The organism is Streptomyces sp. NPDC008150, assembly GCF_042956945.1.
GTDB lineage: Bacteria > Actinomycetota > Actinomycetes > Streptomycetales > Streptomycetaceae > Streptomyces.
Genome location: NZ_JBIBHJ010000001.1, coordinates 154,663 through 181,650 on the forward strand (window position 1 = coordinate 154,663; position 26,988 = coordinate 181,650).

Annotated in this window: 26 protein-coding genes; 15 read left to right on the forward strand and 11 right to left on the reverse strand. The window is 68.0% G+C overall.

Annotated features, from left to right (window positions below):
- Window positions 1–13: 13 nt before the first annotated feature.
- The gene (locus ACFZA0_RS00645) at window positions 14–910 is read left to right on the forward strand and encodes a DUF1707 domain-containing protein (RefSeq protein WP_391011740.1); all 897 of its coding nucleotides are present in this window, start codon (window positions 14–16) and stop codon (window positions 908–910) included.
- A 43-nt stretch (window positions 911–953) separates the two neighbouring features.
- On the opposite strand, the gene ACFZA0_RS00650 is transcribed toward ACFZA0_RS00645, so the two are convergent.
- Entirely contained in the window at window positions 954–2,297 is a 1,344-nt protein-coding gene (locus ACFZA0_RS00650; RefSeq protein ID WP_391008985.1) for a GDSL-type esterase/lipase family protein, read from the reverse strand.
- A 462-nt stretch (window positions 2,298–2,759) separates the two neighbouring features.
- Between ACFZA0_RS00650 and ACFZA0_RS00655 the strand changes: the two genes are divergently transcribed.
- The 4 genes from ACFZA0_RS00655 to ACFZA0_RS00670 all read left to right on the forward strand — a co-directional run bounded on the left by ACFZA0_RS00655 (window position 2,760) and on the right by ACFZA0_RS00670 (window position 6,885).
- The gene (locus tag ACFZA0_RS00655; protein ID WP_391008988.1) at window positions 2,760–4,022 is read left to right on the forward strand and encodes a DUF445 family protein; all 1,263 of its coding nucleotides are present in this window, start codon (window positions 2,760–2,762) and stop codon (window positions 4,020–4,022) included.
- 153 nt (window positions 4,023–4,175) lie between these two features.
- Entirely contained in the window at window positions 4,176–5,684 is a 1,509-nt protein-coding gene (locus ACFZA0_RS00660; protein WP_391008991.1) for an MFS transporter, read from the forward strand.
- 109 nt (window positions 5,685–5,793) lie between these two features.
- The gene (locus ACFZA0_RS00665) at window positions 5,794–6,249 is read left to right on the forward strand and encodes a hypothetical protein (RefSeq protein ID WP_391008994.1); all 456 of its coding nucleotides are present in this window, start codon (window positions 5,794–5,796) and stop codon (window positions 6,247–6,249) included.
- A gap of 75 nt (window positions 6,250–6,324) precedes the next feature.
- A complete protein-coding gene (locus ACFZA0_RS00670) occupies window positions 6,325–6,885 on the forward strand; it encodes a hypothetical protein (RefSeq protein ID WP_391008997.1) in 561 nt (186 codons plus the stop codon).
- 51 nt (window positions 6,886–6,936) lie between these two features.
- Here the strand turns inward: ACFZA0_RS00670 and ACFZA0_RS00675 are convergent, their stop codons facing one another.
- Window positions 6,937–7,443 carry a DUF2269 family protein gene (locus tag ACFZA0_RS00675; protein WP_391009000.1) on the reverse strand — a complete coding sequence of 169 codons (507 nt, stop codon included), beginning with the start codon at window positions 7,441–7,443 and terminating at the stop codon, window positions 6,937–6,939.
- 195 nt (window positions 7,444–7,638) lie between these two features.
- Between ACFZA0_RS00675 and ACFZA0_RS00680 the strand changes: the two genes are divergently transcribed.
- Complete coding sequence (locus ACFZA0_RS00680; RefSeq protein ID WP_391009002.1) at window positions 7,639–8,625, forward strand: helix-turn-helix domain-containing protein; 987 nt, start codon at window positions 7,639–7,641, stop codon at window positions 8,623–8,625.
- A gap of 113 nt (window positions 8,626–8,738) precedes the next feature.
- Here ACFZA0_RS00680 and ACFZA0_RS00685 read toward each other — a convergent pair whose 3' ends face one another.
- Together ACFZA0_RS00685 and ACFZA0_RS00690 are read right to left on the reverse strand one after the other, a co-directional pair.
- Window positions 8,739–9,044 carry a hypothetical protein gene (locus ACFZA0_RS00685; protein WP_391009004.1) on the reverse strand — a complete coding sequence of 102 codons (306 nt, stop codon included), beginning with the start codon at window positions 9,042–9,044 and terminating at the stop codon, window positions 8,739–8,741.
- Between the two features lie 245 nt (window positions 9,045–9,289).
- Window positions 9,290–10,756 carry an MFS transporter gene (locus tag ACFZA0_RS00690; RefSeq protein WP_391009006.1) on the reverse strand — a complete coding sequence of 489 codons (1,467 nt, stop codon included), beginning with the start codon at window positions 10,754–10,756 and terminating at the stop codon, window positions 9,290–9,292.
- 202 nt (window positions 10,757–10,958) lie between these two features.
- Between ACFZA0_RS00690 and ACFZA0_RS00695 the strand changes: the two genes are divergently transcribed.
- Together ACFZA0_RS00695 and ACFZA0_RS00700 are read left to right on the forward strand one after the other, a co-directional pair.
- Window positions 10,959–11,609, forward strand: coding sequence for a TetR family transcriptional regulator (locus ACFZA0_RS00695; protein ID WP_391011743.1), 651 nt, complete (start codon window positions 10,959–10,961; stop codon window positions 11,607–11,609).
- Between the two features lie 71 nt (window positions 11,610–11,680).
- Window positions 11,681–12,571: an alpha/beta fold hydrolase gene (locus ACFZA0_RS00700; protein ID WP_391009009.1), complete on the forward strand. Its 891-nt coding sequence runs from the start codon at window positions 11,681–11,683 to the stop codon at window positions 12,569–12,571.
- Here ACFZA0_RS00700 and ACFZA0_RS00705 read toward each other — a convergent pair.
- The 4 genes from ACFZA0_RS00705 to ACFZA0_RS00720 form a co-directional block, all read right to left on the reverse strand.
- Window positions 12,568–13,059 (reverse strand): HEPN domain-containing protein, encoded by a 492-nt coding sequence (locus ACFZA0_RS00705; RefSeq protein ID WP_391009012.1) that lies wholly within the window; start codon window positions 13,057–13,059, stop codon window positions 12,568–12,570. The two genes, ACFZA0_RS00700 and ACFZA0_RS00705, sit on opposite strands and share 4 nt — an antisense overlap.
- Complete coding sequence (locus ACFZA0_RS00710; protein WP_391009015.1) at window positions 13,040–14,245, reverse strand: DUF262 domain-containing protein; 1,206 nt, start codon at window positions 14,243–14,245, stop codon at window positions 13,040–13,042. Before ACFZA0_RS00710 ends, ACFZA0_RS00705 begins: the two co-directional genes overlap by 20 nt.
- Window positions 14,246–14,803: 558 nt before the next feature.
- Window positions 14,804–15,019, reverse strand: a complete 216-nt coding sequence (locus ACFZA0_RS00715) for a DUF397 domain-containing protein (RefSeq protein WP_391009018.1) — start codon at window positions 15,017–15,019, stop codon at window positions 14,804–14,806.
- Entirely contained in the window at window positions 15,020–15,865 is an 846-nt protein-coding gene (locus ACFZA0_RS00720) for a Scr1 family TA system antitoxin-like transcriptional regulator (RefSeq protein ID WP_391009021.1), read from the reverse strand.
- Between the two features lie 223 nt (window positions 15,866–16,088).
- Between ACFZA0_RS00720 and ACFZA0_RS00725 the strand changes: the two genes are divergently transcribed.
- The gene (locus ACFZA0_RS00725) at window positions 16,089–16,724 is read left to right on the forward strand and encodes an ATP-binding protein (RefSeq protein ID WP_391009023.1); all 636 of its coding nucleotides are present in this window, start codon (window positions 16,089–16,091) and stop codon (window positions 16,722–16,724) included.
- A gap of 30 nt (window positions 16,725–16,754) precedes the next feature.
- Here ACFZA0_RS00725 and ACFZA0_RS00730 read toward each other — a convergent pair whose 3' ends face one another.
- Window positions 16,755–17,555, reverse strand: coding sequence for a hypothetical protein (locus ACFZA0_RS00730; protein ID WP_391009026.1), 801 nt, complete (start codon window positions 17,553–17,555; stop codon window positions 16,755–16,757).
- Window positions 17,556–18,047: 492 nt separating this feature from the next.
- Here ACFZA0_RS00730 and ACFZA0_RS00735 point away from each other — a divergent pair, with 492 nt between their 5' ends.
- Genes ACFZA0_RS00735 through ACFZA0_RS00750 form a run of 4 tightly spaced genes read left to right on the forward strand, consistent with a single transcriptional unit; the run spans window position 18,048 to window position 22,516 of the window.
- On the forward strand, window positions 18,048–18,737 hold the full coding sequence (locus ACFZA0_RS00735; protein WP_391009029.1) for a hypothetical protein: 690 nt from the start codon (window positions 18,048–18,050) through the stop codon (window positions 18,735–18,737).
- A 20-nt stretch (window positions 18,738–18,757) separates the two neighbouring features.
- Window positions 18,758–20,194, forward strand: coding sequence for a hypothetical protein (locus tag ACFZA0_RS00740; RefSeq protein ID WP_391011745.1), 1,437 nt, complete (start codon window positions 18,758–18,760; stop codon window positions 20,192–20,194).
- On the forward strand, window positions 20,155–22,011 hold the full coding sequence (locus ACFZA0_RS00745) for an SNF2-related protein (protein WP_391009032.1): 1,857 nt from the start codon (window positions 20,155–20,157) through the stop codon (window positions 22,009–22,011). The genes ACFZA0_RS00740 and ACFZA0_RS00745 overlap by 40 nt, the downstream gene beginning before the upstream one ends.
- A 49-nt stretch (window positions 22,012–22,060) precedes the next feature.
- Window positions 22,061–22,516: a DNA mismatch endonuclease Vsr gene (locus ACFZA0_RS00750; RefSeq protein WP_391009035.1), complete on the forward strand. Its 456-nt coding sequence runs from the start codon at window positions 22,061–22,063 to the stop codon at window positions 22,514–22,516.
- Here ACFZA0_RS00750 and ACFZA0_RS00755 read toward each other — a convergent pair.
- Together ACFZA0_RS00755 and ACFZA0_RS00760 are read right to left on the reverse strand one after the other, a co-directional pair.
- Complete coding sequence (locus tag ACFZA0_RS00755; protein WP_391009037.1) at window positions 22,454–23,803, reverse strand: DNA (cytosine-5-)-methyltransferase; 1,350 nt, start codon at window positions 23,801–23,803, stop codon at window positions 22,454–22,456. The genes ACFZA0_RS00750 and ACFZA0_RS00755 overlap by 63 nt on opposite strands.
- A gap of 220 nt (window positions 23,804–24,023) precedes the next feature.
- Window positions 24,024–25,040 (reverse strand): SEC-C metal-binding domain-containing protein, encoded by a 1,017-nt coding sequence (locus ACFZA0_RS00760; RefSeq protein WP_391009040.1) that lies wholly within the window; start codon window positions 25,038–25,040, stop codon window positions 24,024–24,026.
- A gap of 219 nt (window positions 25,041–25,259) precedes the next feature.
- On the opposite strand from ACFZA0_RS00760, the gene ACFZA0_RS00765 reads away from it, so the two are divergent.
- Together ACFZA0_RS00765 and ACFZA0_RS00770 are read left to right on the forward strand one after the other, a co-directional pair.
- A complete protein-coding gene (locus tag ACFZA0_RS00765; RefSeq protein ID WP_391009043.1) occupies window positions 25,260–25,472 on the forward strand; it encodes a DUF3311 domain-containing protein in 213 nt (70 codons plus the stop codon).
- On the forward strand, window positions 25,469–26,968 hold the full coding sequence (locus ACFZA0_RS00770) for a sodium:solute symporter (RefSeq protein WP_391009046.1): 1,500 nt from the start codon (window positions 25,469–25,471) through the stop codon (window positions 26,966–26,968). The genes ACFZA0_RS00765 and ACFZA0_RS00770 overlap by 4 nt, the downstream gene beginning before the upstream one ends.
- Window positions 26,969–26,988 lie beyond the last annotated feature (20 nt).

Consider the following 26,988-nt stretch of genomic DNA (forward strand, 5'->3'; position numbering starts at 1 on the left):
GACCGACGCCGTGATGTCCGGGGGAAGCGACGATCAGCGGGGGGCACCGCCGGCCCCGACGACCGCCGAGGGGCTGCGCGCCTCCGACGCGGACCGTGACCGGGTCGCCGAGGTGCTGCGCGACGCGGTCGCCGAAGGCCGCCTGGACATGGCCGAGTTCGAGGAGCGGCTGGAGGCCGTGTACCGGGCGCGGACCTACGGCGAACTGGTGCCCATCACCCGGGACCTGCCCTCGCCGGGCGTGCAGCCGCCCGTCATCTCGCTCACCAAGGAGCCGCTGCCGGACGGCGGCTGGGCCGGCCGGATCGTCGGGTCGGACGGCTCGGCGCCCTCGTCGTGGGCCGTCGCCGTCATGTCCGGCTTCCAGCGCAAGGGCCGCTGGACGGCGCCGAAGCGGTTCAACTGCTTCGCGTTCTGGGGCGGCGGCGAGATCGACCTGCGCGAGGCGAACTTCGCCGACCGCGAGGTCGAGATCAACTGCGTGGCCATCATGGGCGGGATGAACGTCGTGGTGCCGCCCGGCGTCGAGGTCGTCGTGCGCGGCGTCGGCATCATGGGCGGCTTCGACCACGGCGAGGAGGGCACCCCGGGCGAGCCGGGCGCGCCCAGGGTGGTCGTGACCGGCTTCGCCTTCTGGGGCGGGGTCGGCGTGGAGCGCAAACTGACCAGGCAGCAGCGGCAGTTGCAGAGGGAGCAGCGCCGCCAAGAGAAGCTGGAGCGCAAGGCGCGCGGTGAACTCCCGCCGCGCGGTGCGCTGGGCGACCTGCTCGACGCGCACCGGGAGATCTCCGAGACGGTGCAGGAGCACCGCGAGGCGATGCGCGAACGCCAGCAGCAGCGCCGTGAGTCGGAGCGCGAGCGCCGCGACGCCCGGCGCGCCGAACGGGACCGCAGGCGGGACCGGGGCTGACCGGGGCCGGGTCTTTTCGGTCCGGCCCGGTCGGCCCCGCCCGTCACAGCTTCGCGGATGCCCCGCCGTCGAGGGTGCTCAGGTCGATGACGTCGGCCATCTCGCGGTAGCCCCGGTCGTTGGGGTGGAGGTGGTCGCCCGAGTCGTAGTCGGCGCGCAGCTTGCGCGGGTCGTACGGGTCGCGCAACGCCTTGTCGAAGTCCACGACCGCGTCGAACACCTTGCCCGCCCGGATCCGGGCGTTGATCTGCTCGCGCACCCCGTCCCGCGCGGCGGTCCAGCCGCGGTGGCCGCCGAAGGGCATCAGGGTCGCCCCGACGACCTTGAGCCCGCGCGCGTGCGCCTCGCCCACGAGCGTGCGCAGCCCGGCGACGACCTTGTCCGGGTCGGCGAGCTTCTCGTTGCGCCCGATGTCGTTGATGCCGAGGTCGATCACGACGACCTTGGCGTTGGGCCGCCGCAGCACGTCCCGGCCGAAGCGGTCCAGGCCGCTCTGGTTGTCGGCGGGGCGGCCGAGCCCGCTGAGCAGCACCTGGTTGCCGCTGATGCCCTCGTTCACGACGCTGTAGCGCGGCACGTCCTGCCCGGCCGCGGCGGCTTCGCGCAGCCGCGCGGTGAGGTAGTCGGGCCAGCGGTGGTTGGCGTCCGCGGTCGAGGTGACCCCGTCGGTGAGGGAGTCGCCGAAGGCGACGACGGTGCCCTTCGCCTCGTTGCTGAGCACGTCGACAGCGGTGAGGTAGCGCCAGTACGAGACCTGCTGCGTGTACGGCGTGCCGGTCATGTCCTCGGCGCTGTCGCCCTCGGCCGCGTAGGAGGTCTGGCGCGCGTGCTCGTGGTAGGTCACCGAACCCGAGGACGTGGGGGAGTAGGTGGTGACCAGCAGGTCCGTGTCGCGCGGCACGTTGAGCCGGACGGCGTCGCTCACCGTCTGGCCGCCCGCCGGCACGGTGACGGACGTGCTGCCGCCGAAGGTGAGGCGCCGCAGGGTGCCGGTGGCCGCCGCGGCGGTGTCGTCGCCCGCGGCGACCGCGACGCTGGCGTCGGTGACGGTCAGGGGCTCCTGGCCGTAGAGGTTGGACAGCGTGACGCGGGCACTGGTCCCGGCGACGCTCGTGTGGACGACGTTGCGGACGGAGACGCCGGCCGCCCCGTCCGTCTCGGTGCCGGGCTCGGCGCCCGACGGGGCCGCCGCCCAGGTGCCGACCCAGGTGCCGGTGGACGCGGGGGCGGCGTTGTTGCGCGGCGTGCGGCCGACGCCGCCCTGCGGGGTGGCGTGGCGGGTGCTCGTGCCGTCGTCGGCGGCCACACCGGCGTAGATGCCGGCGGACAGTACCGCTATCAGGGCGGCGAACGCGGCGAGCAGGGCATAACCGTGACGCTTGGTCATGCGGTGCGCATCTCCTAGACGAGGGGAGCCCCGAGGCTCCGGTGTGATCACCTCATGATGCGTCATTAGTACGCGGCACAAGGGCGGGGGGAGTGGAACAGGACCACAGGACCCCCCATTGGGCCGCGGAGTTCACCGGAGTGCTCCCCTCTGCGGGGACAGACGCGGGGAACAAGGGTTCCGTTCCGTACGTCGATCGGGAAGGGACAATGTGTACGGGATTGTGATCAGGTGAAGCGGATGGAACGTAAAGAAACGGAAGAAAGTGATGATGCGGGCGGAATACGCGAGACGCACGGGGACGGCCCGCACGGGGCCGCACCCCGCCGGTCCGGTACGCGCGAGGCCGGTGCGCGCGGGCGCGACGGCTCACCGGACGCGGAGGCCGGCATAGCCGGGCCCGCCGGGCGCAGCCCCGGCCCCGCCCCGGCCGGCGCCACGGCGGCCGTGCCGACCCCCGCCATGAACACCTTCAGCCCCGCCGACGAGGAACGGCAGCGCGGCGTACGGCGGATGAAGCTGACCGCGACCGGCCTCCTCCTCTTCGTCGCCGTCGTGTACGCGCTGTGCACCTGGGCCGGGCACAGCGGTGCCGGCGCCTGGGCCGACTACGTCGCGGCGGCGGCGGAGGCCGGCATGGTCGGCGCGATGGCGGACTGGTTCGCGGTCACCGCGCTGTTCCGCCACCCGCTCGGCCTGCCCATCCCGCACACCGCGATCATCCCCACCAAGAAGGACCAACTGGGCGTGTCGCTCGGGGAGTTCGTCGGCGAGAACTTCCTCTCCGGCGACGTGGTGCGCGGCCGGCTGCGCGCGGTCGGCATCAGCGCCCGGCTCGGCTCCTGGCTCGCCGAGCCCGAGCACGCCGACCGGGTCACCGCCGAACTGGCGACCGCGCTGCGCGGCGCCCTCACCGTGCTGCGGGACGCGGACGTCCAGGCCGTCGTCGGCGAGGCGGTCACCCGCCGGGCCGACGCGACCGAGATCGGCCCCGGCCTGGGCAAGCTGCTGGAACGGATCGTCGCGGACGGCGGTCACCGCCGGGTCGTCGACCTCGTCGTCGCCCGCGCGCACGACTGGCTGGAGCTGCACAGCGACTCCGTGATGGACGCCGTGCAGGGCGGGGCGCCCGGCTGGACCCCGAAGTTCGTCGACAAGCGGGTGGGCGAGCGCGTCTACAAGGAGCTGCTGCGCTTCGTCACCGAGATGCGCGACATGCCCGGCCACCCGGCGCGCGGCGCCCTCGACAACTTCCTCGCGGAGTTCGCCGCCGACCTCCAGTCGGACACGGACACCCGCGCGCGCCTCGAACGGCTCAAGCGCGACGTGATAGCGCGCAGCGAGGTGCAGGACCTGATCGCCTCCGCCTGGACGGCCGTACGGGGCATGATCGTCTCGGCGGCGGAGGACGAGCGGAGCGAACTGCGGATGCGGGTGCGGGCGTCGTTGCTGTCGCTCGGCACCCGGATGGCCCAGGACCCCAAACTCCAGCGCAAGGTGGACGGCTGGGTCGAGGGCGCCGCGGTCTACGTCGTCTCGACGTACCGCGACGAGATCACGTCCCTCATCACGGACACGGTGGCGGGCTGGGACGCCGAGCACACCACCCGCAAGATCGAGGCGCACATCGGCCGCGACCTCCAGTTCATCCGCATCAACGGCACGGTCGTCGGCTCGCTGGTCGGGCTGCTGATCTTCACCGTCTCGCGCATCCTGGGGGCGTAGGGACCGCGCGGACGGTCCCGTCGCATCCGCCGGGACCGCTGCCGCGGTCGCCGCGCGGCGGGCGGGCGAGGCCGTCGTGCCCGCCGTCGCGGGGCGGGCGTGACGGTGGCCGGCCGGGGCACAAGGTGGTCGTCGCTCGACGGAGAGGGAACCATGTCAGCAGCAGCCGCACCGGCCCCCGTGCCCGACTCCACGGCCACCATCACCACCGCGGTCCCGGCCCGTCTGGACCGGCTGCCGTGGTCGAAGTGGCACTGGATGATCGTGATCGGCCTCGGCACCGTCTGGATCCTGGACGGCCTGGAGGTCACCACCGTCGGCAACATCGCCGGCCGCCTCTCCGAGGACGGCAGCGGGTTGTCGATCACGTCGTCCCAGGTCACCGGTCTGGCCGCCGCCCTGTACGTGGCGGGCGCCTGCGTCGGCGCGCTGGTCTTCGGCTGGCTGACCGACCGTTACGGCCGCAAGAAGCTGTTCATGGTGACCCTCGCGGTCTACCTCGCCTCGACCGCGCTGACCGCCCTGTCGTTCTCGCCGTGGTGGTTCTTCCTCTTCCGCTTCCTGACCGGCTTCGGCATCGGCGGCGAGTACGCGGCCATCAACTCCGCGATCGACGAGCTGATCCCGTCCAAGTACCGCGGCCGGGTCGACCTGATCATCAACGGCAGCTACTGGCTCGGCGCGATCGGCGGCGCCCTGCTGTCGATCGTCATGCTGAACACCGACTACTTCCCCAAGGACCTGGGCTGGCGGCTCACGTTCGCGCTCGGCGTCGTCCTGGGCCTCGTCATCATGCTCGTGCGGCGGCACGTGCCGGAGAGCCCCCGCTGGCAGTTCATCCACGGACACGGCGACGAGGCGGACGAACTCGTCGACTCGGTGGAGAAGGAGGTCGAGGAGGAGAAGGGCCACCGGCTGCCGCCGCCCGGCAGCGAGATCACGATCCACCAGCGCAAGAGCATCGGCTTCGGCCTGATCGCGAAGACGGTCTTCCGCCGCTACCCGCGCCGCGCGACCCTCGGCCTCTCCCTCTTCATCGGCCAGGCGTTCCTCTACAACGCGATCACCTTCGGCTTCGGCTCGATCCTGACGACGTTCTTCGACGTGCCCACCGGCTCCACGGGCTACTACTTCGCGGTCATCGCGGCGGGCAACTTCATGGGCCCGCTGCTCCTGGGCAAGCTGTTCGACACGGTCGGCCGCCGCATCATGATCACGTCCACGTACCTCCTCTCCGGCATCCTGCTGTTCGGCACGGCCTGGCTCTTCGACCGGGGCTCGCTGGACGCGAACACGATGACGGCGTGCTGGTGCGTGGTCCTGTTCTTCGCGTCGGCGGGCGCGTCCAGCGCGTACCTGACGGTCTCCGAGATCTTCCCGATGGAGACCCGCGCGATGGCCATCGCCTTCTTCTACGCGATCGGCACGGCGGCCGGCGGCATCAGCGGCCCGCTGATCTTCGCGGACCTCACCGAGTCGGGCGTGGTCGGCGACACGGTCCTCGCGTTCCAGATCGGCGCCGGCCTGATGTGCGCGGCGGGCCTGGTGGCGGCGTTCCTGGCGGTGAAGGCGGAGGGCCGCTCGCTGGAGGACATCGCGACCCCGCTGTCGGCGGCGGAGCCGGACGCGTCGACGCCGTCCTCCTCGGCGGGCAACGCCTGAGCGAAGGGCGGCAGTTGGTGCCCCGGGGCACCTTGCCCCGACGCGGGCGGGCCGCATCTGAGTACCCGTACTCTGTTGCCGCCCGCCCGCGGGGGCGAATCTCGTACGCATGACCGAGAAGCTGTTCAGCCCCCTGCGCGACCGCCCCTGGCCGGAACGCTGGCTGGTCAGGGCGCTCGGTGCGGGCCTGGCGGCGACGGCGTACCGCGCCCTCGTCCCGTCGGTCCCGGTGAGCCGCCCCGGCGCGATCGCGCTGGCGGCCGTCCTGCTCTCCCTCGCCGTGTACCTGGGTCGCCGGGACGGCCTGGCGTGGCCGCTGCTCCTGGTGGCGGTGCCCCCGGCGGTCCTCCTGCACGGCGACCTGCGCACGGAACGGTACGCGTACGCGGAACGCGCGGACCTGGCCCAGTGGCCGCTGCCGTGGGCGTCGGCGACGCTGGTGATCGGCGCGGGAGTCCTGGCGGCGGCGGTGGTGGGCCGCCGCTTCCGCCCCTCGGAGGACGCGGACCCGCTGGTGTACCGCCGGTGCGCGGCACGGACGCCGGGCACGCCGGCGGCGGACTGAGCGGCGCGTCCACGTCGCAACAGCCGTGTGCGAAAAGCCCGTTGAGCGGTCCGGACGGTCGGGCAGACTCGGAGGATGGCTGCCTTCCTCAACCAACTCCCCGCGCTGATCGGCGTCGTGGTCGGCGTGCTCGGCACGCTGCTCACCGCACGCCTCAACGACCGGGCCCAGTGGGCGCGCGCACAGTCGGTGCGCTGGGACGAGCGGCGGCTGGAGGCGTACTCCGAGTTCGGCCGCGCGCTCAAGGAGGTCGCCATGCTCGCGCACCGGCTCACCGCGACGACGCGGCCCCACTCCCGGTCGCTGCCCATCGACCGGCAACGGGGCCTCGAACTGCTGGCGGACGCCGACGTGCAGCGGTCCAAGTCCTGGGAGGGGGTGCTTCTCCTGGGCGACAGGGACACCGTGCGCGCGGCCCGCGAGTGGCGCTGGGCGGTGACCCAACTGGACCGCTTCGCAAGGGGCGTGGCCGCCCCGGACTTCGACTGGGCCGGGGCCGTCCACCACGTCGACGAGTGCCGGGACCGCTTCTACGTGGCGGCCCGGGAGAGCCTGGCCATGGGCGGCGACGACGTCGCGCAGGCGCGGTGGCTCGTGGACCGGGCGAACGCCCCCGGACGGGCGGCGAACACGTGAGGGGCGGCGAACCCGTGAGGGGCGGCGAACCTGTGACGGCACCGGTGCCGCTCAGGCCCCGGTGGTGGACCCCGGGCGGACGATCATCAGGACGGTGACGGCGGCCCACAGCAGGTTGAACACGCCGGTGTACATGGCGAGCCGGACGGTGGCCTCCCGCGAGGGCGCCACAACAGCGTTCGTGGTCACGGCACTTGAGGAGGCACGGGCCGTCACCGTCTCCAACTGCTCGGCCAGCCTGCCCTGTCGGGGCAGGACCAGCGCGCCGAGGACGACCGCGGCGAGCGCCGTGAGCGCGATCGAGACGATCAGCCAGGCGCTGCCCAGCACGCCCATCTGCCCGGCCGTGGCGAGCCCGAACACGGGCACGGCGACGCCGGCGAAGGCGTACACCTGGCAGATCCGGTACAGCAGCCGCACCGTCGACGCGGCTCCGGCGTCGTCGGGGGCGGCGAGGGCGCGACGCGCGGCGGGCGGGAACATGCTGGCGGCCACGGTGACGGGACCGACGGCGACAATCGCGGCGATCACGTGCAGGGCGAGGAGCAACTTGGTCACGCGGCGACGCTAGGCGGCCGGCCGACCGCGCGGAAGTGGCGAGAGTGCCACGCTTCAACGGATTCCGGCCAGAGGATACGAGTGGCCCGCGCGGACTCCCGTGACCGCACCGACCGGGCCTTCCTGACGCTGGGCGTGCTGCACCTTGCCGATGCCCGGGTTGGCGAGAACCCGGCGGAGCCCTACGCTCCTGCCATGCACACCGTGGCCGTCCTGGCCCTGGACCAGGTGATCCCGTTCGACCTCTCCGTCCCGATCGACACGTTCGGCCGGGCCCGGCTGCCCGACGGCAGGCCCGCGTACCGGGTGCGGGTGTGCGCGGAGGCGGACGAGGTGGACACGGGCGCGTTCACGATGCGGGCGCCGTACGGTCTCGACGCGCTCGCCGAGGCGGACACCGTGATCCTGCCGGGCCTCGCCGATCCGACGATCGAACTCCCGCCGCACATCGCGGAGTTGCTGCGCACGGCGGCGGCGAACGGCACACGCGTCGCGTCCGTCTGCGTGGGCGCCTTCCTGCTCGCCGGCACGGGCCTGCTGGACGGGCTGCGGGCCACCACCCACTGGCTGGCGGCGGACCGACTGGCCGCCGCCCACCCGGCGGTGGAGGTCGATCCGAACGTCCTGTACGTCGACAACGGCCAGTTCCTGACGTCGGCGGGAGCGGCGGCGGCGCTGGACATGTGCCTGCACATGATCCGCACCGACCACGGCTCGGCGGTGGCGGCCGACGCGGCACGGCTCTCCGTGATGCCGCTCGAACGGGAGGGCGGCCAGGCCCAGTTCATCGTGCACGCGCAGCCGCCGGCGCCGGCGGGTGCGGCACTGGAGCCGCTGCTGCGCTGGCTGGAGGAGAACGCGGAGCGCGAACTCACCCTGGAGGACATCGCCACCCACGCCGGCCTGAGCACCCGCACCCTCAACCGCCGCTTCCGTGAGCAGACGGGCACGACGCCGTTGCAGTGGCTGCACAGGGCGCGAGTGCGGCACGCACAGTACCTGCTGGAGACGACGCCGTACCCGGTGGAACGCATCGCGGCCCAGACGGGCTTCGGCTCCCCGACGGCGTTCCGCGACCGCTTCCGCCGGGTGGTGGGCACGAGCCCGCAGGCGTACCGGCGGGCGTTCCGCGCGTCGGCGTCGGCGTCGGCGTCGGCCCCGGCGCCCGCCGGACACGGCTGAGTGCGCGGAGGCCCGAATTTCCTTGCCGCGCCGCACGGTTGAGACATGCGGTGGCGGGCGCCGGGACGTCGTCCGGGCGGCGCCGCCTCCCGTGAAGGCTCTCGCGAGGGCCCTCAGGCCGCGCGACGGTCGGCGACGGCCCACGACGCCAGCGCCACGGCACCGGCGACACCGAAGACGGACGGCCAGGCGCCGACCTTCTTCGCCAGGGGGTGCGACCCGGCGAACGCGCCCAGGTACGCGACGGTGAGGGCACCGGCCGCCTTACCGCCCGCGCGCTGCTTCCACTGGAGCGCGGCGGCGGTCCCGGCGACGGCGAGGACGGCCCCGCCGAGCTGCCGCTTCTTGGTGAACCGGGCAACGCCGTACCCGCCGACCAGCCCACTCGCGGCGATCACCGAACTGGGAACCTTCGCCATCTCTGCCTCCTGCGGCTACCTGCGGACCCGGTCAATACCGGGCACATCCGTCAGCGAGGCTAACGCGGGGGTGGGGAACGCCCGGAGACTTGAGTCCAGTCGACTCAAGTCTCCGGGCGTCATGCCGTCCCCCGGGCCCGCGCGGCGCCGGGCCCGCGCGGCGCCGGGCCCGCGCGGCGCCGGGCCCGGCCGGTGGTGGGCCGTCGGCCGGCGGCGGGGCCGTACGGACCCGCGGGTCCCGTCGCTCAGGCGGCCTCCTCGGTCGAGCGGGAGTCGGTGAGCGTGAGCGCGCCGCCCGCCGCGACCAGTCCGACGATCACGGCGAGCACGCCGTAGGTGATCCGCTCGCCGTGGAAGAACGACGAGACGAGGGCGCCGCTCCACGTGCCCGCGGGCAGCTGCGTGGTGACCAGCGCGGCGATCAGGGTGCCGACGAAGGCGGTGCCGATGCTGGTGCCGACCTCCTGGGCGGTGTCGTTGAGCGCGGTGCCCATCGAGGTGCGGTTCTCCGGCATGGCGTCGACGAGGGCGATGGAGCAGATCGTCATGAGGGTGCGCAGTCCGACCGTCATCACGACCATGCAGGCCGCGATGGCGACGTACCCGTGGTAGACGCCCCAGGAGAGGCCGCCCAGCGCCCCGGCCAGGCAGGCGGCACCCACCAGGCAGGCCACGCGGTGGCCGAACTTCTTCGCGAGCCCCTCGGACAGCGGCGTCGCGAGGATCATCGTCACGATGAGCGGCAGGTTCGCGAGGCCCGCCCGCATGGGGCTCCACCCGTAGGCGTACTGGAAGTGCAGGATCAGCCCGAACATCACGGCGGCCATCGCGATGGCGGTGCCGATCTGCGCGATGGCGGCGCCGCGGACGGTGCCGCCGGAGAAGAGCTTGAGGTCCAGCATCGGCGACGGGCTGCGCCGCTCGTGCCACACGAACGCCACGCCCGCGACGACGGCGCCGGCCACCGAGGAGAGCGTGGCCCCGGAGAGCCAGCCGTGCTCGACGCCGCTGGTCAGCGAGTAGCAGGCGAGGCCGATGGTGAGCACGCTCAGCACGGCGCCCGGCAGGTCGAGCCGGTCCTTGGTCAGGTCCTCCGGGTGGTCGGCGGGAACGCCGAGCCGCACGCCGATGGCGGCGATCAGGGCGATCGGGGCGTTGACGACAAGGAGCCACTGCCACGACGCGTGGGCCAGGGCGGTGCCGCCGAGCAGCGGGCCGAGGACGAAGCCGGACATGCCCACGACGATCATCAGGGTCATCGCGCGCATGCGCAGCGCCTGGTCGTCGAAGAGCCGGAAGACCAGCGAGTTGGTGATGGGAGCCATGGCCGCCGCGGCGATGCCGAGGCCCGCGCGCAGGGTGATCAGCTCTCCGGCGGTGCTGACGGCGACGACGGCGAGGCTCAGCAGCCCGAACACCGCCAGCCCGACCAGCAGCACGCGCCGGCGCCCGAGCCGGTCGGCCATCGACCCGGCGGTCAGCAGCAGACCGCCGAACGTCAGCGAGTACGCGCCGGTGACCCACTGCAACGCGGTGGTGCTGCTGTCGAGGTCGCGGCCGATGGTGGGCAGCGCGATCGAGAGCAGCGTGTTGTCGACCATCTCGACGAAGAAGGCCAGGCAGAGCGCGGCCAGGGGTATCCAGGCGGCGCGCAGGGAGGGATAGGTACGGGACGGCGGAGGTGGTGCGGTGGTGGTGGCGGTGGTGGTCATGGCGGGCCTCCTCGGAACAGCGCCGTCACCATCTGCTGTCGGAACCAGATCTATCGAACGGCGTTCTAGTATGGAACGAGGTTCGACCATAGAACGAGGTTCGATAAATGTGCAAGCCTGTGATTGGATGGATGGCATGACAGGCCCGCGAACACGACCCGCCGACCGCCCCTCCCGGGGACGGCAGCGTGCCTCGCACTCCATCGAGACCGTGCTCGGCGCGGCCGTGGCCCTCCTGGACGAGGCGGGAGAGTCGGCACTGACCCTGCGCGCCCTCGCGGCCCGGCTCGGCACCGGCGTGGGCAGCATCTACTGGTACGTCTCCGGCAAGGACGAACTCCTCGACCGCGCCATCGACCACGTACTCGGCGGGGTCATGGCCGAGGTCGACAAGCAGGCCCGCACCGACGACCCGATCGACGACATGCGCGTCGTGGCGGTCACGCTGTTCGAAGCGGTGGTGGACCGGCCGTGGCTGGGCGCGTACTTCATGCGCAACACCGACATCCAGGGCAACACGCTGCGCCTGTGGGAGGAGCTGGGCCAGCAGACCCTCCGCCTCGACCTCACGCCGAAGCAGCGCTTCTTCGCGGTGTCCGCGATCGTCGGCGTGGTGATCGGCAACGCCGCGGACATGGGCCAGGAGCCGCCCGAGGAGGTACTGGACGGCGCGGTGACCCGCGACGAGTACCTGAGCCGCTACGTCGACACGTGGCGCGCCCTCGACCCGGAGAAGTTCCCGTTCGTGCACGACATCGTCGACGTCTTCGACCGCCACGACGACAAGGAACAGTTCCTGGCAACCCTGGACCTGACCCTGGCGGGCCTGCGGTTGCAGGCGGGGCTGGGCTGAGGGATGGGGTAGGGGTTCAGGAGGCTTGCGCTCCTGAACTGTCACTGGACCTCTAGGCCTACCCTTTCCTCATGTCGACCGACGTTGTGAGCGTTCGTACTCTCGATGGGCTGCGGCTAAGCGGGACTTTGGTGCGCCCAGCGAAGGAGGACGGCCGGCCGAAATGGGTGGCCGTGCTTGTGCATGGTGGGGGAGTGACCCGTGAGGAAGGCGGCTTCTTCGGTCGGCTCGCAGGAGGACTGGCTCAGGCGGGCATCCCGTCGCTCAGGTTCGATCTGCGTGGGCACGGGGACAGCCAGGGGCGACAAGAAGAGTTGACCCTGGCCAGCATCCTCAACGACATTCACGTGGTGACCGAGTACGCGAAGCAGGCGACTGAGGCGGCTCAACTCGTCCTTGTTGGAGCCAGTTTCGGCGGTGGGATCTGTGGCTACTATGCGGCGAAGCGTTCTGAGGACGTGGACCGTTTGGTGCTGTTCAACCCTCAACTCGACTACAAGCGAAGGACGATTGACAGTCGGCCTTACTGGGCGGACGGCTCCATCAGCGACGACATGGCACGCGAGCTCAATGAGCGAGGAGCGATTCAGTTCACTCCCACGCTGCGCCACGGGCGGCCACTACTCAACGAGGTCTTCTGGCTGAAGCCCCACGAGGCTCTGGGAGAGATCGGTGCCCCCACCCTGCTTGTCCACGGCACCGCGGACACTCTGGTCCCCTTCGCCTCTTCGCGAGACGCCGTTGAAAGGTTCAACGTGCCCTGCACCCTGGTGCCTGTAGAAGGTGCACAGCATGGGTTCGCGGTACACGACGATCCGCAGTACTTGAACGTGCGCAGCGTCGAGTACCAGACCTTCGTTATCGGTGCAGTGCGCGAGTGGCTGGGCAGTTCCATCAAAGAACTGCCGCACCCTCGAATGACCAGGCCTCCAGAGTACACGCCACGTACTAGACAGCCTTAGGTCACCATTCGCTGTAGCACCCACGAGTGGAGGTCATCAACAAGACGCTTATAGGTGGCGACATTTAGTTGCCCGCCACGATAATTCTCCCCATGGGCGGTTTTATTTCGCACCGCCAGTAGATTGCCTAGCGAATTCCTGCGTTCATCTGTATTCAGAAATGATGAAATCTCATCTTTCCAGATATCGCCAAATCTCCCTACGAGTTTTTCCAGGGCCTCGGGAGTTAGGTTTGGCGCCTTATTGAATGAAGATAGGGCGAAATTTCTTGCAGCGCCGATAGTAGTGCTTGCGATGTAGCCGCTGACGGCCTGAAATATTAGCTGTTCCATGTACCCCGAAAGGCGAATGCACATATATTTGTGCATGTCTTCTTGTAGTGGAATATCGACGGACCGCAGGCCATCTCTGTATCTCTTGTATGAGGAATCCAGGTCGGTCTTCAATTTCAATATCTCAACTCGGGCATTATTCTTGTTCGTCGGCAAGTGACTCTCCCCGGAATGCCCTTGCTGCAAGCTTGATGCGGGCGCTCACCTGCTCCGCATGTGAAGTACTTTCCGAGATGGCATACCTATATCGATCATTCGCCAAAAGAGCGGCAAGTGCAGCCGAAACATCTTGAGCCGAAAGGTCATCGCGCTGGTCGAGCGTAGACATCAGACCCACCAGGACCGCATCCGTGTGTGCGGCATTCACTTGGGTACCGCGAATTTTGAGCGCCTTTGCCCCTGCGGCCTCATTAAGTAGCGCGGTAGCCTTGGTGAAGTGAGAGCGGATCTGCTCAGCATTTGCGGGAAGCTGATCCTGGTTCACTTCCAGGTAGTCATTCAAGAAGCGTGCCATCGGTGGCCGGAAGACTTGAATTCCGCGTGCGGTCGGCATCAGTGAAATTGCCCGTAGGATCAGTTCATGGTCCTTCAGGTCTCGATTTTGAGGGCCGAACAAATTCCTCCAGTTTGAATCCTGATTCAGATCCCTTACAAAGTTAACGGTCTCGCCGGCGTATAGGGCGACGCGGATCTGCTGGGGCTTGAGGTTTGTTCCGCCGCTGTTGATTCGCTCAAATAGTGAATAAACTCCTCGCTTACCTTCTGCGCCTTTAGGGACGACAATAGTTGCCTGGATGAAGGTATTGTCGAAAATCCGCTGCTGCGTGGGTTCGAGGTTGGCGTAGGTGTGCCCCTTGAATTCGTCACCCACATAGCGCAACGCGAACTTGCTCAGCCCTCTAAGGGAGCGGTAAGTTCCTCGTTTGAAAGCTTGAAGGGTTGTAAGGCGCTGCTGGCCATCTAGGACGAGATAACGGCGATCGGTCAACTCCACGAGGAATATCCCAGGCACTGGGTAGCCGAGCAAAATGGACTCAATGAAGCGGTCCATTTGCTTCTTCTTCCACACGAGACCTCTCTGGAAGCCCTCGAATCCTGCAATATCATCCTCGGCGACAGGCTCGAAAGTTGGAATTATGAAAGTATCATTATTGAGTCGTTTTACCAGCCCATCGACATCAAAATCTGCTCCGAAATACCGAAGTGCATCGTCCGCACGGACTGGCGCGGTGTCAATCTCATCAGATTCCGGATCCAGGACATCGGAATTGCCGCTGTAGAGGCTTTCCTGTGGATCCTCATCAGCGTCGGACGTCGCTTCAGGGCTCTGGTCGTCGGTCATGCAGTAATCCTAGTAGCGAAGAGCCGTCCTGGGGTATCCGGTACACCATTCTTTCAGCGCTCATCTCGCTCGGCCGCACACTGCTGTCACGCGTGAAGGAGCGACGGTACGGGGAGCTGTCCCCAAGGTTCTAGCTGCGCACGATGAGGTGGTCGTGACGACTCCTGACGAAGTGTGGTTCGGAGAAGGCGGAGACCTGCGCTCTGGTACACAGGTGGCGGAGTGGGCCCCGAGGCTTTCGCTTGGTGATGTAGTTGGAACCAGACATGCCCTCCCATCAGGCCACGCAGCTTCTGCGTGGAGGTAGGAGGAGGGCGGTTGCGTGGCTGCTCTTTCTCTGACTGAGGAGGGGATTCCTCGACGGCTGCACCGCGCCCGAGGGGGCGCTGTTCATGTGCCGGGGCAGGGCTTGAGAACGAGGCAAGCCCACCTGGCACTGCGTAGCCCGAGAGCCGACGGGCTGTGTGGGCCAAGCTCTTCGATCCGTCGGTCTGTAACGCATCGATGAGGCGACGGCAACTGTCTTCCAGTGAGCCGCGGTGATCGCGGTCGCTACTCCTAAAAAGTGCCTAGCCAGGGGCTCGCGCTTGCCCGTACGAATGCGGTCCACTGGTCCGCACCCACGGCCACGATGGGCCCACCGGCCGCCTTTGAGTCCCGTATCAGCATGCCGGCCGACTGGACGGCGCACTCGACGCACTCCGTCGCGTTGCCGCCGCTGTGCGAGGACTTGAACCAGACGAGACCCTGTACCGCCAGGGGTTCAGCGGGCATTTACAGCTCCTTGAGCGCGCGGTGGATCATGGCGGAGGAAGCCTCCATGTCCAACGCTTGCGCCTGGAGGTACTCGAACGCAAGTCTGTATCGCTCCAGTTCCTCGTCCTTCTCCAGGAAGACGGAGCCGGTATGGAAGTCGATGTACACGACGTCCAGGGAGGGTTCGACCGCTCCGATGATGACGAAGCTGCCGAGCGCCGCCGCGTGGGCACCCCTGGAGAACGGCAGTATTTGGAGGGTGATGTGCGGAGATTCGTTCGCCCCCAGCAACTGTCCCAACTGCTCGCGCATGACGGCTGGTGAACCTACGCGTCTCAGGATCACGGCCTCGTCGAGGATGGCCCACAGCCGGGGTGGCTTCGGCCGGAGGAGGATCTCCTGCCTCTTCATCCGGATGTCCACGAAGCGCTCGATCTCGTCCTGGGTGAGCGGCACTTCGTTCGCCTTCTGCAAGGCCGTGGTGTAGGCGCGGGTCTGCAGCAGCCCGGGTACGTAGACGCTGGCGAAGTGGTTCTCGCGTACCGCCTCGTCCTCCAGAGTGAGCAGCAGGTTCATGCTCTCGGGGATGAAGTCAACGAAGGAGCTCCACCAGCCCTGCTGCCGAGCGTTCCTGGCGAGCGTGACAACAGCTTCGCGTTCGGCGTCACTAACGCCGTAGACGCGGCAGAGCGCTTCAACGACGAGCCACTTCACCGGCCCTTCCTGAGTCTCGTACCGGCTCACCGTCGCCTTGGAGACGCCGACGAGTCGTCCCGCTTCCTCCAGGGTCATCCCCTTCTGGATCCGCAACTTGCGCATGGTCACGCCTAGCTGGCGGCGCCGCGTGGTCGTTCTGAGAGCCATGGATTTTCCTCCCGTGTGGTGCCGGACCACAGCCTGGTGAGCGTCACACAGGCTAAATAGCAGGAGAGTTGGGCAGCTGATCGGTTCACTCGTTCGTGGTGGTTCATCGTGAGAAATTACATGGCGGGACTTCCCGTTGCCATACTCGTCACGAAGCGTCACCTGGTGCAGCCGTATGGACACGGCGGGCGCAGGCGCCGTGGCGCATGGGAGGAGTGAGGCCATGACCGATCACGAGTACGCCGGAACCGGGCTTCGTTCTGTGATGCCGTTCGAGGCCGCGCCGCAAGAAGTGCGGCTGCTGCGCAGAGCGGCATCCGCTCAGCTCTGCCAGTGGGGTGCCATGGCTGCTGTGGACGAGGCAGAACTACTCGTCACCGAGCTGGCCACCAACGTGATCAAACATGTTGGTGAAGGTGCGTCGGCAACGCTGATCCTGGAATTGCGTCGGGGCCGGCTGCGGGTTGAGGTGCACGACAAGAGCCGTAAGGCTCCGTCGCCTGTCTCTGCTAGCTGCGACGACGAGTGCGGGCGCGGGCTGCATCTTCTCGCGGCGCTCGCGGTGGACTGGGGAACCGTTTTCAGCGCTGCCGGCAAGTCTGTCTGGTGTGAGGTAGCCGTGCGCCCTGAGGCTGCGTGTCGGCGCATTGAGCGAGCGCGTGGAGCACTGGAAAGGTATGAGAAGGAGCATCCCGCCGTGGCTGTGCGTGGCCGCAGCGGGGCACTCCTTCTGGAGGAGTCGGCGGTTGAACTGATCGCGGATCTGCTGCACTGGTCCGCGGCGCGGGGACAGGATCCGGACGACATGCTTGACCGGGCCCAGGCGCACTTCGAGGCGGAGGGGTCCGCTGCCGCCTGACATCGCCCCGCGACCCGCTGCGGCTGGCCCTTATGAAGAACCCCTCCGCTTCGACAGTGCCGCGTGCAGAAGCCCAGCGGCATCCTGGGGCACCCCGCGGCGGTGGAGTTGGTCTGCCGTTTGCATGACGTCGAAGTCCGGCTTGTCCCGTCCGTAGATGTAGATCAACGTCTCTGCCAGCTCGTCTAGTTGATGCTCCCGGAGGATGTGCAGGAGAGCCGCCGTCTCCGCGGGGGTCAGGACCTCGGCGGAGTGGCGCAGCAATGTCAGCACGCCGTCCTGCCGGCCGCCGCGCTGCAGGGTCTTCGCCTGGTCAGCGATGTTCAGTGCGGCCCGTCTATCCGAATCGCTCTGCTGCCGGTCCCCCCTCCGAGGGGGGACCGGCAGCAGAGCTGCGATCGGTTGCGCATTCGGACGAACTTGTCGGCCGGCCTGATCGGTTGCCCTGGCAGCCCTCTCCGCTGGCACGGCTCGCGCCTCCCGGTTCTCCAGAGCGTGCGCCCTGCGTCTCCAGGCCGTGACCGCCTTCCGCAGACCTGCCACCTCTTCTCGGGCAGCGTCACGCTCGGCCGTGATGGCATCGATGTGTGCGCCCGTTTCGCGCGCTTGCAGGCGCAGTGCCTCCGCCTCTGCCCGCCACTTCCCGCAACTACTGCACCGTTCCGCGGAAGCCGCGGAGTGCAGCTCCTTGAGTTCCGCGGTGGTGATGCCTGTCTTCTCCGGGCCGCCCGCGTGTTCATGCAGCGTCTCGACGGTTCCCATGCCGGGGAGGTATTCGCCCGTCAGGTACCTGGAGACCGTCGACTCACCGAAGTGGAGCCACTCCGCCACCTCTTTTTGTGTGGGGGCGGCGCCCCTCGGCCCCAACTCCGGCGGCAGGCAGCGGCAAAGTCTCTGCAGTTCCGCGGCAAGTGCCTGCTGAGCTGGGGAGATGCTCGGGTGGAATTCCTTATCCGTCCACCCGTAAGGACCGTGGCCGCCTCTTGGCAGTGACATGACTGACCCGACTTTCCCGTCTATTCGGCATCAACTAGGCGAACCGCTCGCGGTGGAGCTTGCTGTTGTCGGAATCTGTCGTTTCGTGCCGCACCGCTGGCAGCAGTTTTGGTCAAGTGTGCCTGAAGTTACGCGAGTTGTGCCCGCTTGCTGATTGAAGCGCAAGTGTTCGTTTGAGGATTGGGTTTCCGGTTCCGGGTGCATGATGGCTCTAGCCGCTCGGGAAGCGGGGGGTGGCCAAGTCGCCTGTGCGCTGAGTGAGTTACGTATGCGGACAGAATGCGCCTTTGCCAAAAACGTGTGCATGTCATCAACAGGAGTGAGCAAATGGCAATGCCGTCCTGGCAGGACACCGGTATCGGAAGCATGGCGCGGACTGCGCTGTGGCTGGTGCAGAAGGTGGGGGAGGACCAGATTTTCACGAAGGCCGAACTGCGCGAGGCGTTCCCGGACGTCGCGCAGATCGACCGGCGTATGCGGGATCTGCGCGACCACGGGTGGAAGATCGCAACGAGCCGTGAAGACCCCACGCTCCGCCAGCAGGAGCAGAGGTTCGTGGCCCGGGGGGCCGACGTCTGGATTCCCGGTCAGTCGAAGGCGCCGAAGCACAAGGCGAGCCTCACGGCGAACCAGCGCTCGAAGGTGCTGGACGAAGACGGTTACGTCTGCCGCACGTGCGGTATCGCCGTCGGCGAGACCTACGAGGACGGGATCACGGGAGCGGTGCTCAACGTCGCACGCCGGAAGGTGATTCAGCCTGACGGGACCGCCGAATTCGAGAACGTCACCGAGTGCAAGCGGTGCGGCGCGGGCAGCTCGGGCCGGCAGGCCGACCTGGGGCAGGTGCTGGACCAGGTCGCTGCCCTGTCTCCCATGGAACAGCGGGTCCTCACCAACTGGATCGACCAGGACCGGCGTTCCCTGAGCCCGGTCGACAGGGTCTGGGGCCAGTACCGCACCCTGCCCGCACCGTCCCGCGCGGCCGTTGCCGACGCCCTCCGCAGCCCGAACGCCTAAGACAGAACTGAGTGGACATCATGCGTGAACTTCCGGCTCCGCCTGGGGCGGACGAGCTGACCGAACTGATCAAGAAGCGGGTCGCAGAGGCCCAGACCACGGGTACCCGGGAGACCGTGACCGTCGACTGGAACGAGCAGAAGGCTCACGTCGATGTAATCGACCTGCCGCTGAGCAAGCTCTACTTCAACCCCAGTACGCACCGGATCCGCGCGCAGCGCAGCCATGACCCCGAGCGCGACGTGGTGCTGGAGCAGGCCCCCTGGATCCGGGAGAGCCAGGAGTACCTCCGCCTGCTGCTGAAGGTGTCGCCCACGGATACGCATTTGCGTGACCCCGACTTCGATGCGCTCAAGGACAGCCTCAAGGAGTTCGGCCAGAACGACCCCGGCCTCGTTACCCACACGGGCGTGCTCGTCAACGGCAACACCCGTGCTGCGGCCCTGCACGAGCTTGGCGTGCAGACGATGCGGGTGGGGGTACTTCCGGAGTCCTTCACTTGGGCGGACATCAACGCCGTGGAGCTGTCCTTGCAGCTCCGCAAGGACCACCGACGCGACTATTCCTACATCAACCGCATTATCGCGATGGAGGAACAGGCATCTCTCGGCCGCACTCCTGAGCAGATCGCCCGGGATTTCCGGATCCAGGTCAAGACGTACCACCAGGAACGGTGGATCCTCTCCACCATCCGAGAGTTGATCAAGCGTAGTCAGGACGCCGACGGTGGTGGGCTGCGGTTGGTCGACTGGGAGGGCGCTCAGGAGCGGCTCAAGGAACTGCAGCGCCTGTACGTGAAGTTGGAGACGCTTGACCGGGACCAGGCGGAGGTGCTCAAGGAACTGCGACTGGCGGCCATCCTGCTGAACTTTTCCAAGACCGACGTCCGGCATATTGATGAGGACTTCCTCAAGGAGGGCCGGGAGCAGGAGCTGCTGGCGGCCGTGACCGGAGGCGGGGACGAGCCGGCGGCAAAGCCGACGGGTGTGGTGATCCCGGGGCTGGGCCTGGAGGTCACGGCTGCCTCCTCGGCGGTTTCTGAGATGAAGGCCCTTAACGACCGTCTGCTCCGGGCTTCGGCCGTTGTGCGCAGCAAGAGCGACAGCGGTCCTCTTGGCAACGAAGCCAAGGAGAGGGCCCAGAGCGTTCTGGATGAGGCGCGGACGGTCTTTGACGGGGCCATCGACGCGGCCGGCCGCAGTTCCCGTCTGCGCAAGCGCAAGCAGCTGGCGCCGGCCAGGCTCGCGGACGCGTGCGCCAGTATCGACCAGTGCGTGAGCGATCTCGTGCAGGCGCGTACCTCTCGCAGCTTGGATGAGGAGGCGTTCGACGACGCTGTGGGCAAGCTGCGTCTGAGCCTGCTCAAGCTCGCCAAGCAGGCTGGGCGTGGTCTTGATGAACCAGGCGAGGGCGTGGCATGGCTGATGGAAGCGGCGGCCACGGAGGTGCCGCGGTGACGACGGAAGTGAGTGAAACGTCCCTGCATCTGGGCTTCGACGCCAGCCACACGAACGTTGTCTTCAGGACAACTGATCAGTATCAGCCGGATCTTGTCCAGCTGGCCGCCCGCTTTCGTACGGGCGGCCAGCTGGACGCGACGAGTGCCTCGGTAGCTCTGGACGACTTCCTGGCCAACCTTGAGATCCTCGGCGACTGGCCGCACCCCGTCGGCGTTGAGTGGTCCGCTCCTCTCCGCAAACTGGCGACTGGCGTCCTCCAGGACGCACAGACCGTGCAGACCCAGTTGGACGGAAGTGGTTCCGCCGACGCGGTATCGGCCGACGGCGTCATGGCCCTGCTCGGTGACAATTGGAAGGGCGAGCTGAGCGAGTTCCAGCGCAGGGACATCGCGAAGCTGCTGTCACTCCAGCACGGTGCCAACTTCAGTGTTCCTGGTGCCGGCAAGACGCGTGTCGCGCTCGCGGTGTACGCCGCGCAGAAGACGGCGGGCAGCGCGCGGCGGCTTCTCGTTGTGTGCCCCAAGTCTGCCTACGACTCCTGGCGGTTCGAAACCGCTGAGTGCCTTACCCACCCTCTTCGCGTCAACGTTCTGGACGGATCTCTCGACCAGTGGGCGGAGGTGTTGGTCGTCAACTACGAGCGTCTTGACCGTTCGTTGTCGATGCTCACCTCGTGGCTCGCCGCCGAGCCCTCCATGATCATCCTGGACGAGGCGCACCGGATGAAGCTTGGGGCGAGGGGGACGTACGGTGCCGCATGCATGGCGCTCGGACCGCACGCTGACAGACGGCTGATCCTCACGGGCACGCCGGCGCCCAATGGTTCCAAGGACCTTGAGAATCTCCTCGGCTTCGTCTGGCCTGGCCACGGGCAGCGGACCGTCGTACGGGCTGTCGCCGGAGGTGACCTCAAGCACGCCAGCACCGTGCTGCGTCCGCTGTTCACCAGGACGACCAAGCAGGAACTCGGGCTGCCTCCCGTCGATCTCAACATCCGCTACGTTGACATGCCCCCGCTGCACGACGAGATCTACACCTCGCTGGTCAGCGGGACGAGTAGCGGGGCGTCCAGAGAAGACCTCGGCGCTCTCGGCAAGACGGCCTTGCGGCTTCTCATGGCGGCAACGAGCCCGGGACTGCTTCTTGAGGGGGCCACAAGGTACGAGCCGCTCGTCTACCAGTTCCCTCCGCTGGAAATCCCTCACGGGGACTCCCTGTACGCCAAGCTGCAGAACCTTCCGGACTACGAGCTTTCCCCGAAGTACAAGGAAGCCGTCACGATCATCGCTGAGAACGCGGCGGCCGGACGCAAGACCCTGGTCTGGACGACGTTCGTCCGGAGCCTGACGACGCTGGAGCACATGCTCCAGAAGTTCAGCCCGGCAGTGGTCTACGGCGGGACCATTGACAGGGAGGAGCAGCTGCGGCGGTTCCGTGAGGACCCCGCGTGTCAGGTGCTTATTTCCAACCCCGCGACCCTCGGGGAAGGGATCAGCCTGCACCACATCTGCCACGACGCTGTTTATGTTGACCGTGACTTCATGGCCGGGCGGTTCCTCCAGAGCCTTGACCGTATTCACCGGCTGGGGCTCGCACCCGATACGGAGACGCGTGTCACGGTCCTCGCGGTGCGGAACACGATCGACGAGGTTGTTGAGGCGCGGCTGAAGCAGAAGCTGGACTTCATGGGTCAGATCCTGGACGACCCCACGGTCCAGCAGCTCGCTGATCTTGAGGAGGAACCGTCAGTGGCGGCTGGCCTGGCACACAGTGACATCGAGGCCCTGCTGAGCCACCTCGGGGGCAGGCGGTAAACCGGGCCTGTGTGCGGTGGGCGTGGCGCTGCCCATTACCCTCGGGCCTGTGTCCTCCGAAGCCGAATGGACAGCCCCGGAAGGTTCCTGGGCCTCGTCCGCCGCACGCCGCCGCAACATGCAGGCGATCCGCAGCCGTGACACGAAGCCGGAGTGGCTGATCCGGCGTTTGGTGCACGCGCAAGGTTTGCGCTATCGCGTGGCGGCTCGCCCGCTTCCAGATCTTCGCCGGACGGCAGATTTGGTCTTCCGTCCGGCGAAGGTGGCCGTCTTCATCGACGGCTGTTACTGGCACGGCTGCCCGGAGCATTATGTGCCGCCCAAGACGAACTCTGGCTACTGGTCAGAGAAGGTGCTGCGGAACGTGACGCGTGACCGGGAAACAGATCAGAAACTCCGCGAAGCGGGGTGGCTGGTGCTCCGTTTCTGGGAGCACCAGCCGTCAGCGGCGTGTGCCAACGAGATCACTGCGGCGGTGATTGCGCGCAGGGGCGGAAGCGGCTGACGGAACCGGGATTGGGATTTCCGTCTGTCCGGCTGTCTCGCTCGCATCGGCGGCGTCCGATGAGTCAACTTCATAGTGCTTCATGAGTTCGTCGCTGTGCTCAGGGCGCAGCGCGGTAGCGATAGCGCGGCCGACAGCTTCGGCGACCGGAGGGGGGAAAGCGTTGCCAACCTGGCGATAGCGTGCCGTCTTTCGTCCCTGGAACGTCCAGTTCGCAGGGAATCCCTGCACTGCAGCAGCTTGCTGAACGGTCAGCATGGGGCCCTCAGGGCGGAAGAGATCCCGTTCAGGATCGGCACTATCCGCGTCGTTCGCAATGCCCATTCCATTGATGCCGAACTCTGCCCATGCGCGCTTTGCCCTGGTTGGCCCGAGGTCCGCGCCCCCGTGCTTTCGCGAGCCTCCCACCAGTGTTGGAGCGATGGATCTACCTGCCGCTTCCGCCTTCTGCAGGTTCTTGAGCCACCGGTTGTACATTTCCTCGCCGGTTACTTCACCCGCGTTGGCTTTCTCGCCTTTTTTGTTTCTGTCCCAGAATTCCAGGTAGCGCTCTAGCATCGTCTTCCTGAGCATGGTGTGAACGTCTGGGTTGACGTCACGTGCTGCTTTAGGCCACCTGAATCCCTCCGGGTTCGCGAGCGCGTTTTTGTGAATCGCTACGAGAATTGCGCGCGGGCGGAGCTGCGGAACGCCGAAGTTATTGGCGTCCAAGCGGCGCCAGACGGGCCGCATCTGCATATCCTGGGCCGCCGGAGACAGATTTGTGTCGATTTTCGGAATGATGTATCCGATATCGCGCAGCGTATTGAGGATCAGGTTGCGATATTCGATGAATACTTCCGGAGGTTCCACGATGCCCCGGACGTTTTCAATCATGACCGCCTGCGGTTCCAGCGCGTCAATGATGTCGAGGGCTGCGGGAAATAGGTCTCGTTCATCGTCCGCGCCGAGCTGTTTTCCCGCAAGCGAGAAGGGCGGGCAGGGGACGCCCCCGGCCAGCAGACTTAGCTCACCCTTCTTCAGATTTAGTTTTTTGCAGACATCGGAATCCAGGAAGTCCTTGACGTCCATGGGGTGGATTTCCTGTGCCTTCGACGGTGTCCAGCCAGGCCACTTGCCGACGTTGGCACCCAAGGTCTCCACAGCATGCGCGTCCCACTCGACGAGAGCGAGGTGATCGAAGCCAGCGTTGTGGAGGCCGACAGCCTGACCGCCGGCGCCGGCGCAGATCTCAACCGAGGTCAAAGGCCGGTCGAACTGTGGTCTGGCGTGGCCGCTGCGCGACATGCCGCTCCTCCGGTGTGACGTTTCGTGATGCCAGGGCCAGGTCTATCGCGTACCACTGACACCGAGAGTCTCGCATCTTGCCGCACGTGCTGATCAACCCAGCGGCTCAGACGTGAAGTGCCATGGTGTCCTGGCTCGGCCTTCTCACGCAGCACAACGCCAAGAGCGGCCCCTCCCATCCCACCCGGGCTGGACCGCTCAGCAGTAACTGTTCAGAGCGTCACTTTCCGTGGCACTCCGCGTACGTGTCCCCCGACCCGCACCAACAAGCCGCCCCCCGCTCCGGCGGCCACGCCGTGGCCAGGCCCCGCGCTGCCAGTGTTGTCGCGTACTGGGGGAGCAGGGTCGCGTCCGAGGGGGAGGCGCCCTCCGAGGCGGCGAAGGCCTCGTAGGAGGGGAAGGTGCCCGGGACGATGCCCAGGTTGGCCGTGCCGGAGGCGGCCAGTTCTCGCAACGAGGACTCTATGGTCGCCAGGTGCTCCTCGTAGGAGGGGTACTCCGTGGCCAGGTCCGGGTAGGCCGCGACCAGTTCGCTGAGTTCCGCCGCCGGCCAGTGCAGGATCGCCACCGGGAACGGGCGGGACAACGCCTCGCGGTAGGCGTCCAGTTCGGCGCGCAGGCGGTTGATCTCCGCCTCCAGTTCCGCCGGGTTGTCCGAGCCCAGGGACCAGACGCGCTTCGGGTCGTGGAGTTCGTCCAGGGTGATGGACGAGGACGGGAGGGAGTCGGCCAGGGTGTCCCACTCGTCGTGGGCCACGGCCAGCATGCGGCGGACCCGGTGGCGGCCGACCAGCAACGGGCGCGTCGCGTAAGGGGGTTCGGGGGAGGTGGAGTCCCCGAGCAGCAGGGTCAGGCCCTCCGTGAACGTGTCCTGCGCCGCTTCGAGTTCGTCGTGCGACTCCAGCGCCTCCGCCACGACGACCCACGCGGCCGGGTCGCGGGGCGCCGCCCTGCGGACGCCGTCGATGATCGCTCGGGCCTCGGCCTCGTGGTCGTACTCCCACAGGTTCGACGCCTTCAGGGCGCGTACCAGGTTCGGGTTCTCCAGGCCGGACTCGGACTGGAGCAGGCGGTCGTAGAGGGTGGACGCGGCGGAGCGGTCGCCGGCCACCTCCAGGTGGGCCGCGGCCCTGACGAGCAGGGCTTCGGCGTCCTCCGGGTACAGGCCGGCGGTCCGCTCCAGGCGTGCCGCTTCGGCGTGGTGGTCGACGTTCTCGGCGGGCGTGTCGGGGCGCATGCTGGACACCGTACTGCCGTCGGGCCCGAAAACGGAGGGACGTCCGCAGGACGGAAGTCGTCCGGGGGATCTTCCCCGGGACGCCGGCCCGTGGCGCCCCCGTCGGCGTGTGCCCCGGTCGCCCGGACGAGGGCGCCCGCGGTCCTCACCGCCGCGCCCGGCCGGGCCACCAGGCAGGGGACCGCGGGCCGGGCCCGGCGGGTCATAGGCTCGACCCTCGTGAAACCTCGTCTGCATCACCTGTGGCTTCTCGCCCCGTTCGTGCTCTACCTCGGCGTGCTGCCGTGGGTGAACCGGGTCGATCCGGTGCTGCTCGGGCTGCCGTTCCTGTTCTTCTGGCTGCTGGTGGCGACCGTGCTGACGCCGTTCGCCGTGTGGCTGGCCTGGCGCGGGGACAAGCGGGCGGCCCGGCGGACGGGGACGCGGTCGTGAACGCCGCCGTCGCGGTCTTCGCCGCCGCCATGGCCGCCACCGTCGTCCTCGGACTGCTCGCCGTGCGCGGGCGGGGTGGCGGGCAGGGCGGGCTCGCCGAGTGGTCGGTGGGCGGGCGCAGCCTCGGCACGGTGTTCATCTGGGTGCTGATGGCGGGGGAGTCCTACACCAGCTTCAGTTACCTGGGAGCCGCCGGCTGGGGCTACAACTACGGGGCGCCCGTCCTGTACGTGGTCGCGTACATGTCCTGCGGGTACGCCGTCGGCTATCTCGTCGGCCCGATGCTGTGGGCGTACGCGCGACGGCACGGGCTCGTCGGGATCACCGACATGATCGCCCACCGGTACGGGCGGCCGTGGGCCGGTGCGCTCGCCGCGGTGCTCGCGACGGCGTGCCTGCTGCCGTACATCCAGCTCCAGATCACCGGCATGGGCGTCGTCGTCTCGACGATCTCCGACGGTTCGATCAGCCTGAACTGGGGTTATTTCGTCGCCTTCGCCGTGACGACCTGCTTCGTCGTGGTGAGCGGGCTGCGCGGCAGCGCGTGGGTGTCCGTGCTCAAGGACGTGCTCGTGATCGGGACGCTCGCGTTCCTCGTCGTGTACGTGCCGCTGCACTACTTCCACGGCTACGGCGATTTCCTGGACCGGCTCGTCGACGAGCGGCGCGACTGGCTGACGCTGCCCGGCCACGGCGGCGGCGCGAGCGGGCTCGGGGTGCCGTGGTTCGTCAGTACGACGGTGCTCAACGCCCTCACCGTGGTCATCTTCCCGACCACCGTCGCCGGGTACCTCGGCGCGCGTGACGGGGACACCCTGCGCCGCAACGCGATCTTCCTGCCCGCCTACAACGTGCTGCTGTTCGTGCCGATGCTGCTGGGCCTGGCGGCCGTGTTCGTCGTGCCGGGGCTGACCGGTGCCGGCTCCAACCTCGCGCTGTTCAAGCTCGTCGTGGACTCGCTGCCGGGGTGGGCGGTCGGGCTCGTGGGGGCCGCGGCCGCCCTGTCGTCCATCGTGCCGATGGCGGTGTTCATGCTGGTCATCGGGACGATGTGGGGGCGCAGCGTGCTGTCCCTCGTACCGCGGCTGCGCCCCGGCCCGCGGCAGAAGCTCGCCTCGCAGACCGTGGTCGTCCTCGCGGGCGCTATCGCGCTGGTCCTCACCTACACGCGGCCCGACACCCTCGTACGGCTGTCGCTCATCTCGTACGAGGGGATGGCGCAGTTCGTGCCGATGCTGCTCGTCGGGCTGCTGTGGCGGCGGTTCACGCTGCTCGCGGGGCTGGGCGGGCTCGCCGTGGGCGGGGTGCTCGTGTGCGTGCTCGTCTTCGGCGGGCACGACCCGGTGTTCGGGGTGAACGCGGGGATCGTCGCGCTCGGCGCCAACCTCGTCGTCGCCCTCGCGCTGACGCTCGCCGGGCCGCGCGACCGTGCCGACGGGCGGCCGGACGGCGAGGTGCTGGCCGCGCCGGACACCGGGACCGGCGTCGCCGTCTGACGGGCGTCGTCCTCTGACCG

Excerpts from the sequence above, each read along its gene's own strand:
- ACFZA0_RS00760 (WP_391009040.1), bottom strand. The coding sequence starts at position 25,040 with ATGCGCCCCGACACGCCCGCCGAGAACGTCGACCACCACGCCGAAGCG.
- ACFZA0_RS00700 (WP_391009009.1), top strand. The coding sequence starts at position 11,681 with ATGTCGACCGACGTTGTGAGCGTTCGTACTCTCGATGGGCTGCGGCTA.
- ACFZA0_RS00690 (WP_391009006.1), bottom strand. The coding sequence starts at position 10,756 with ATGACCACCACCGCCACCACCACCGCACCACCTCCGCCGTCCCGTACC.
- ACFZA0_RS00650 (WP_391008985.1), bottom strand. The coding sequence starts at position 2,297 with ATGACCAAGCGTCACGGTTATGCCCTGCTCGCCGCGTTCGCCGCCCTG.
- ACFZA0_RS00755 (WP_391009037.1), bottom strand. The coding sequence starts at position 23,803 with ATGTCGCGCAGCGGCCACGCCAGACCACAGTTCGACCGGCCTTTGACC.
- ACFZA0_RS00655 (WP_391008988.1), top strand. The coding sequence starts at position 2,760 with ATGAACACCTTCAGCCCCGCCGACGAGGAACGGCAGCGCGGCGTACGG.
- ACFZA0_RS00685 (WP_391009004.1), bottom strand. The coding sequence starts at position 9,044 with ATGGCGAAGGTTCCCAGTTCGGTGATCGCCGCGAGTGGGCTGGTCGGC.
- ACFZA0_RS00725 (WP_391009023.1), top strand. The coding sequence starts at position 16,089 with ATGACCGATCACGAGTACGCCGGAACCGGGCTTCGTTCTGTGATGCCG.
- ACFZA0_RS00740 (WP_391011745.1), top strand. The coding sequence starts at position 18,758 with ATGCGTGAACTTCCGGCTCCGCCTGGGGCGGACGAGCTGACCGAACTG.
- ACFZA0_RS00670 (WP_391008997.1), top strand. The coding sequence starts at position 6,325 with ATGGCTGCCTTCCTCAACCAACTCCCCGCGCTGATCGGCGTCGTGGTC.
- ACFZA0_RS00680 (WP_391009002.1), top strand. The coding sequence starts at position 7,639 with ATGCACACCGTGGCCGTCCTGGCCCTGGACCAGGTGATCCCGTTCGAC.
- ACFZA0_RS00745 (WP_391009032.1), top strand. The coding sequence starts at position 20,155 with ATGGCTGATGGAAGCGGCGGCCACGGAGGTGCCGCGGTGACGACGGAA.
- ACFZA0_RS00660 (WP_391008991.1), top strand. The coding sequence starts at position 4,176 with ATGTCAGCAGCAGCCGCACCGGCCCCCGTGCCCGACTCCACGGCCACC.
- ACFZA0_RS00710 (WP_391009015.1), bottom strand. The coding sequence starts at position 14,245 with ATGACCGACGACCAGAGCCCTGAAGCGACGTCCGACGCTGATGAGGAT.
- ACFZA0_RS00665 (WP_391008994.1), top strand. The coding sequence starts at position 5,794 with ATGACCGAGAAGCTGTTCAGCCCCCTGCGCGACCGCCCCTGGCCGGAA.
- ACFZA0_RS00720 (WP_391009021.1), bottom strand. The coding sequence starts at position 15,865 with ATGGCTCTCAGAACGACCACGCGGCGCCGCCAGCTAGGCGTGACCATG.
- ACFZA0_RS00735 (WP_391009029.1), top strand. The coding sequence starts at position 18,048 with ATGGCAATGCCGTCCTGGCAGGACACCGGTATCGGAAGCATGGCGCGG.
- ACFZA0_RS00645 (WP_391011740.1), top strand. The coding sequence starts at position 14 with ATGTCCGGGGGAAGCGACGATCAGCGGGGGGCACCGCCGGCCCCGACG.
- ACFZA0_RS00715 (WP_391009018.1), bottom strand. The coding sequence starts at position 15,019 with ATGCCCGCTGAACCCCTGGCGGTACAGGGTCTCGTCTGGTTCAAGTCC.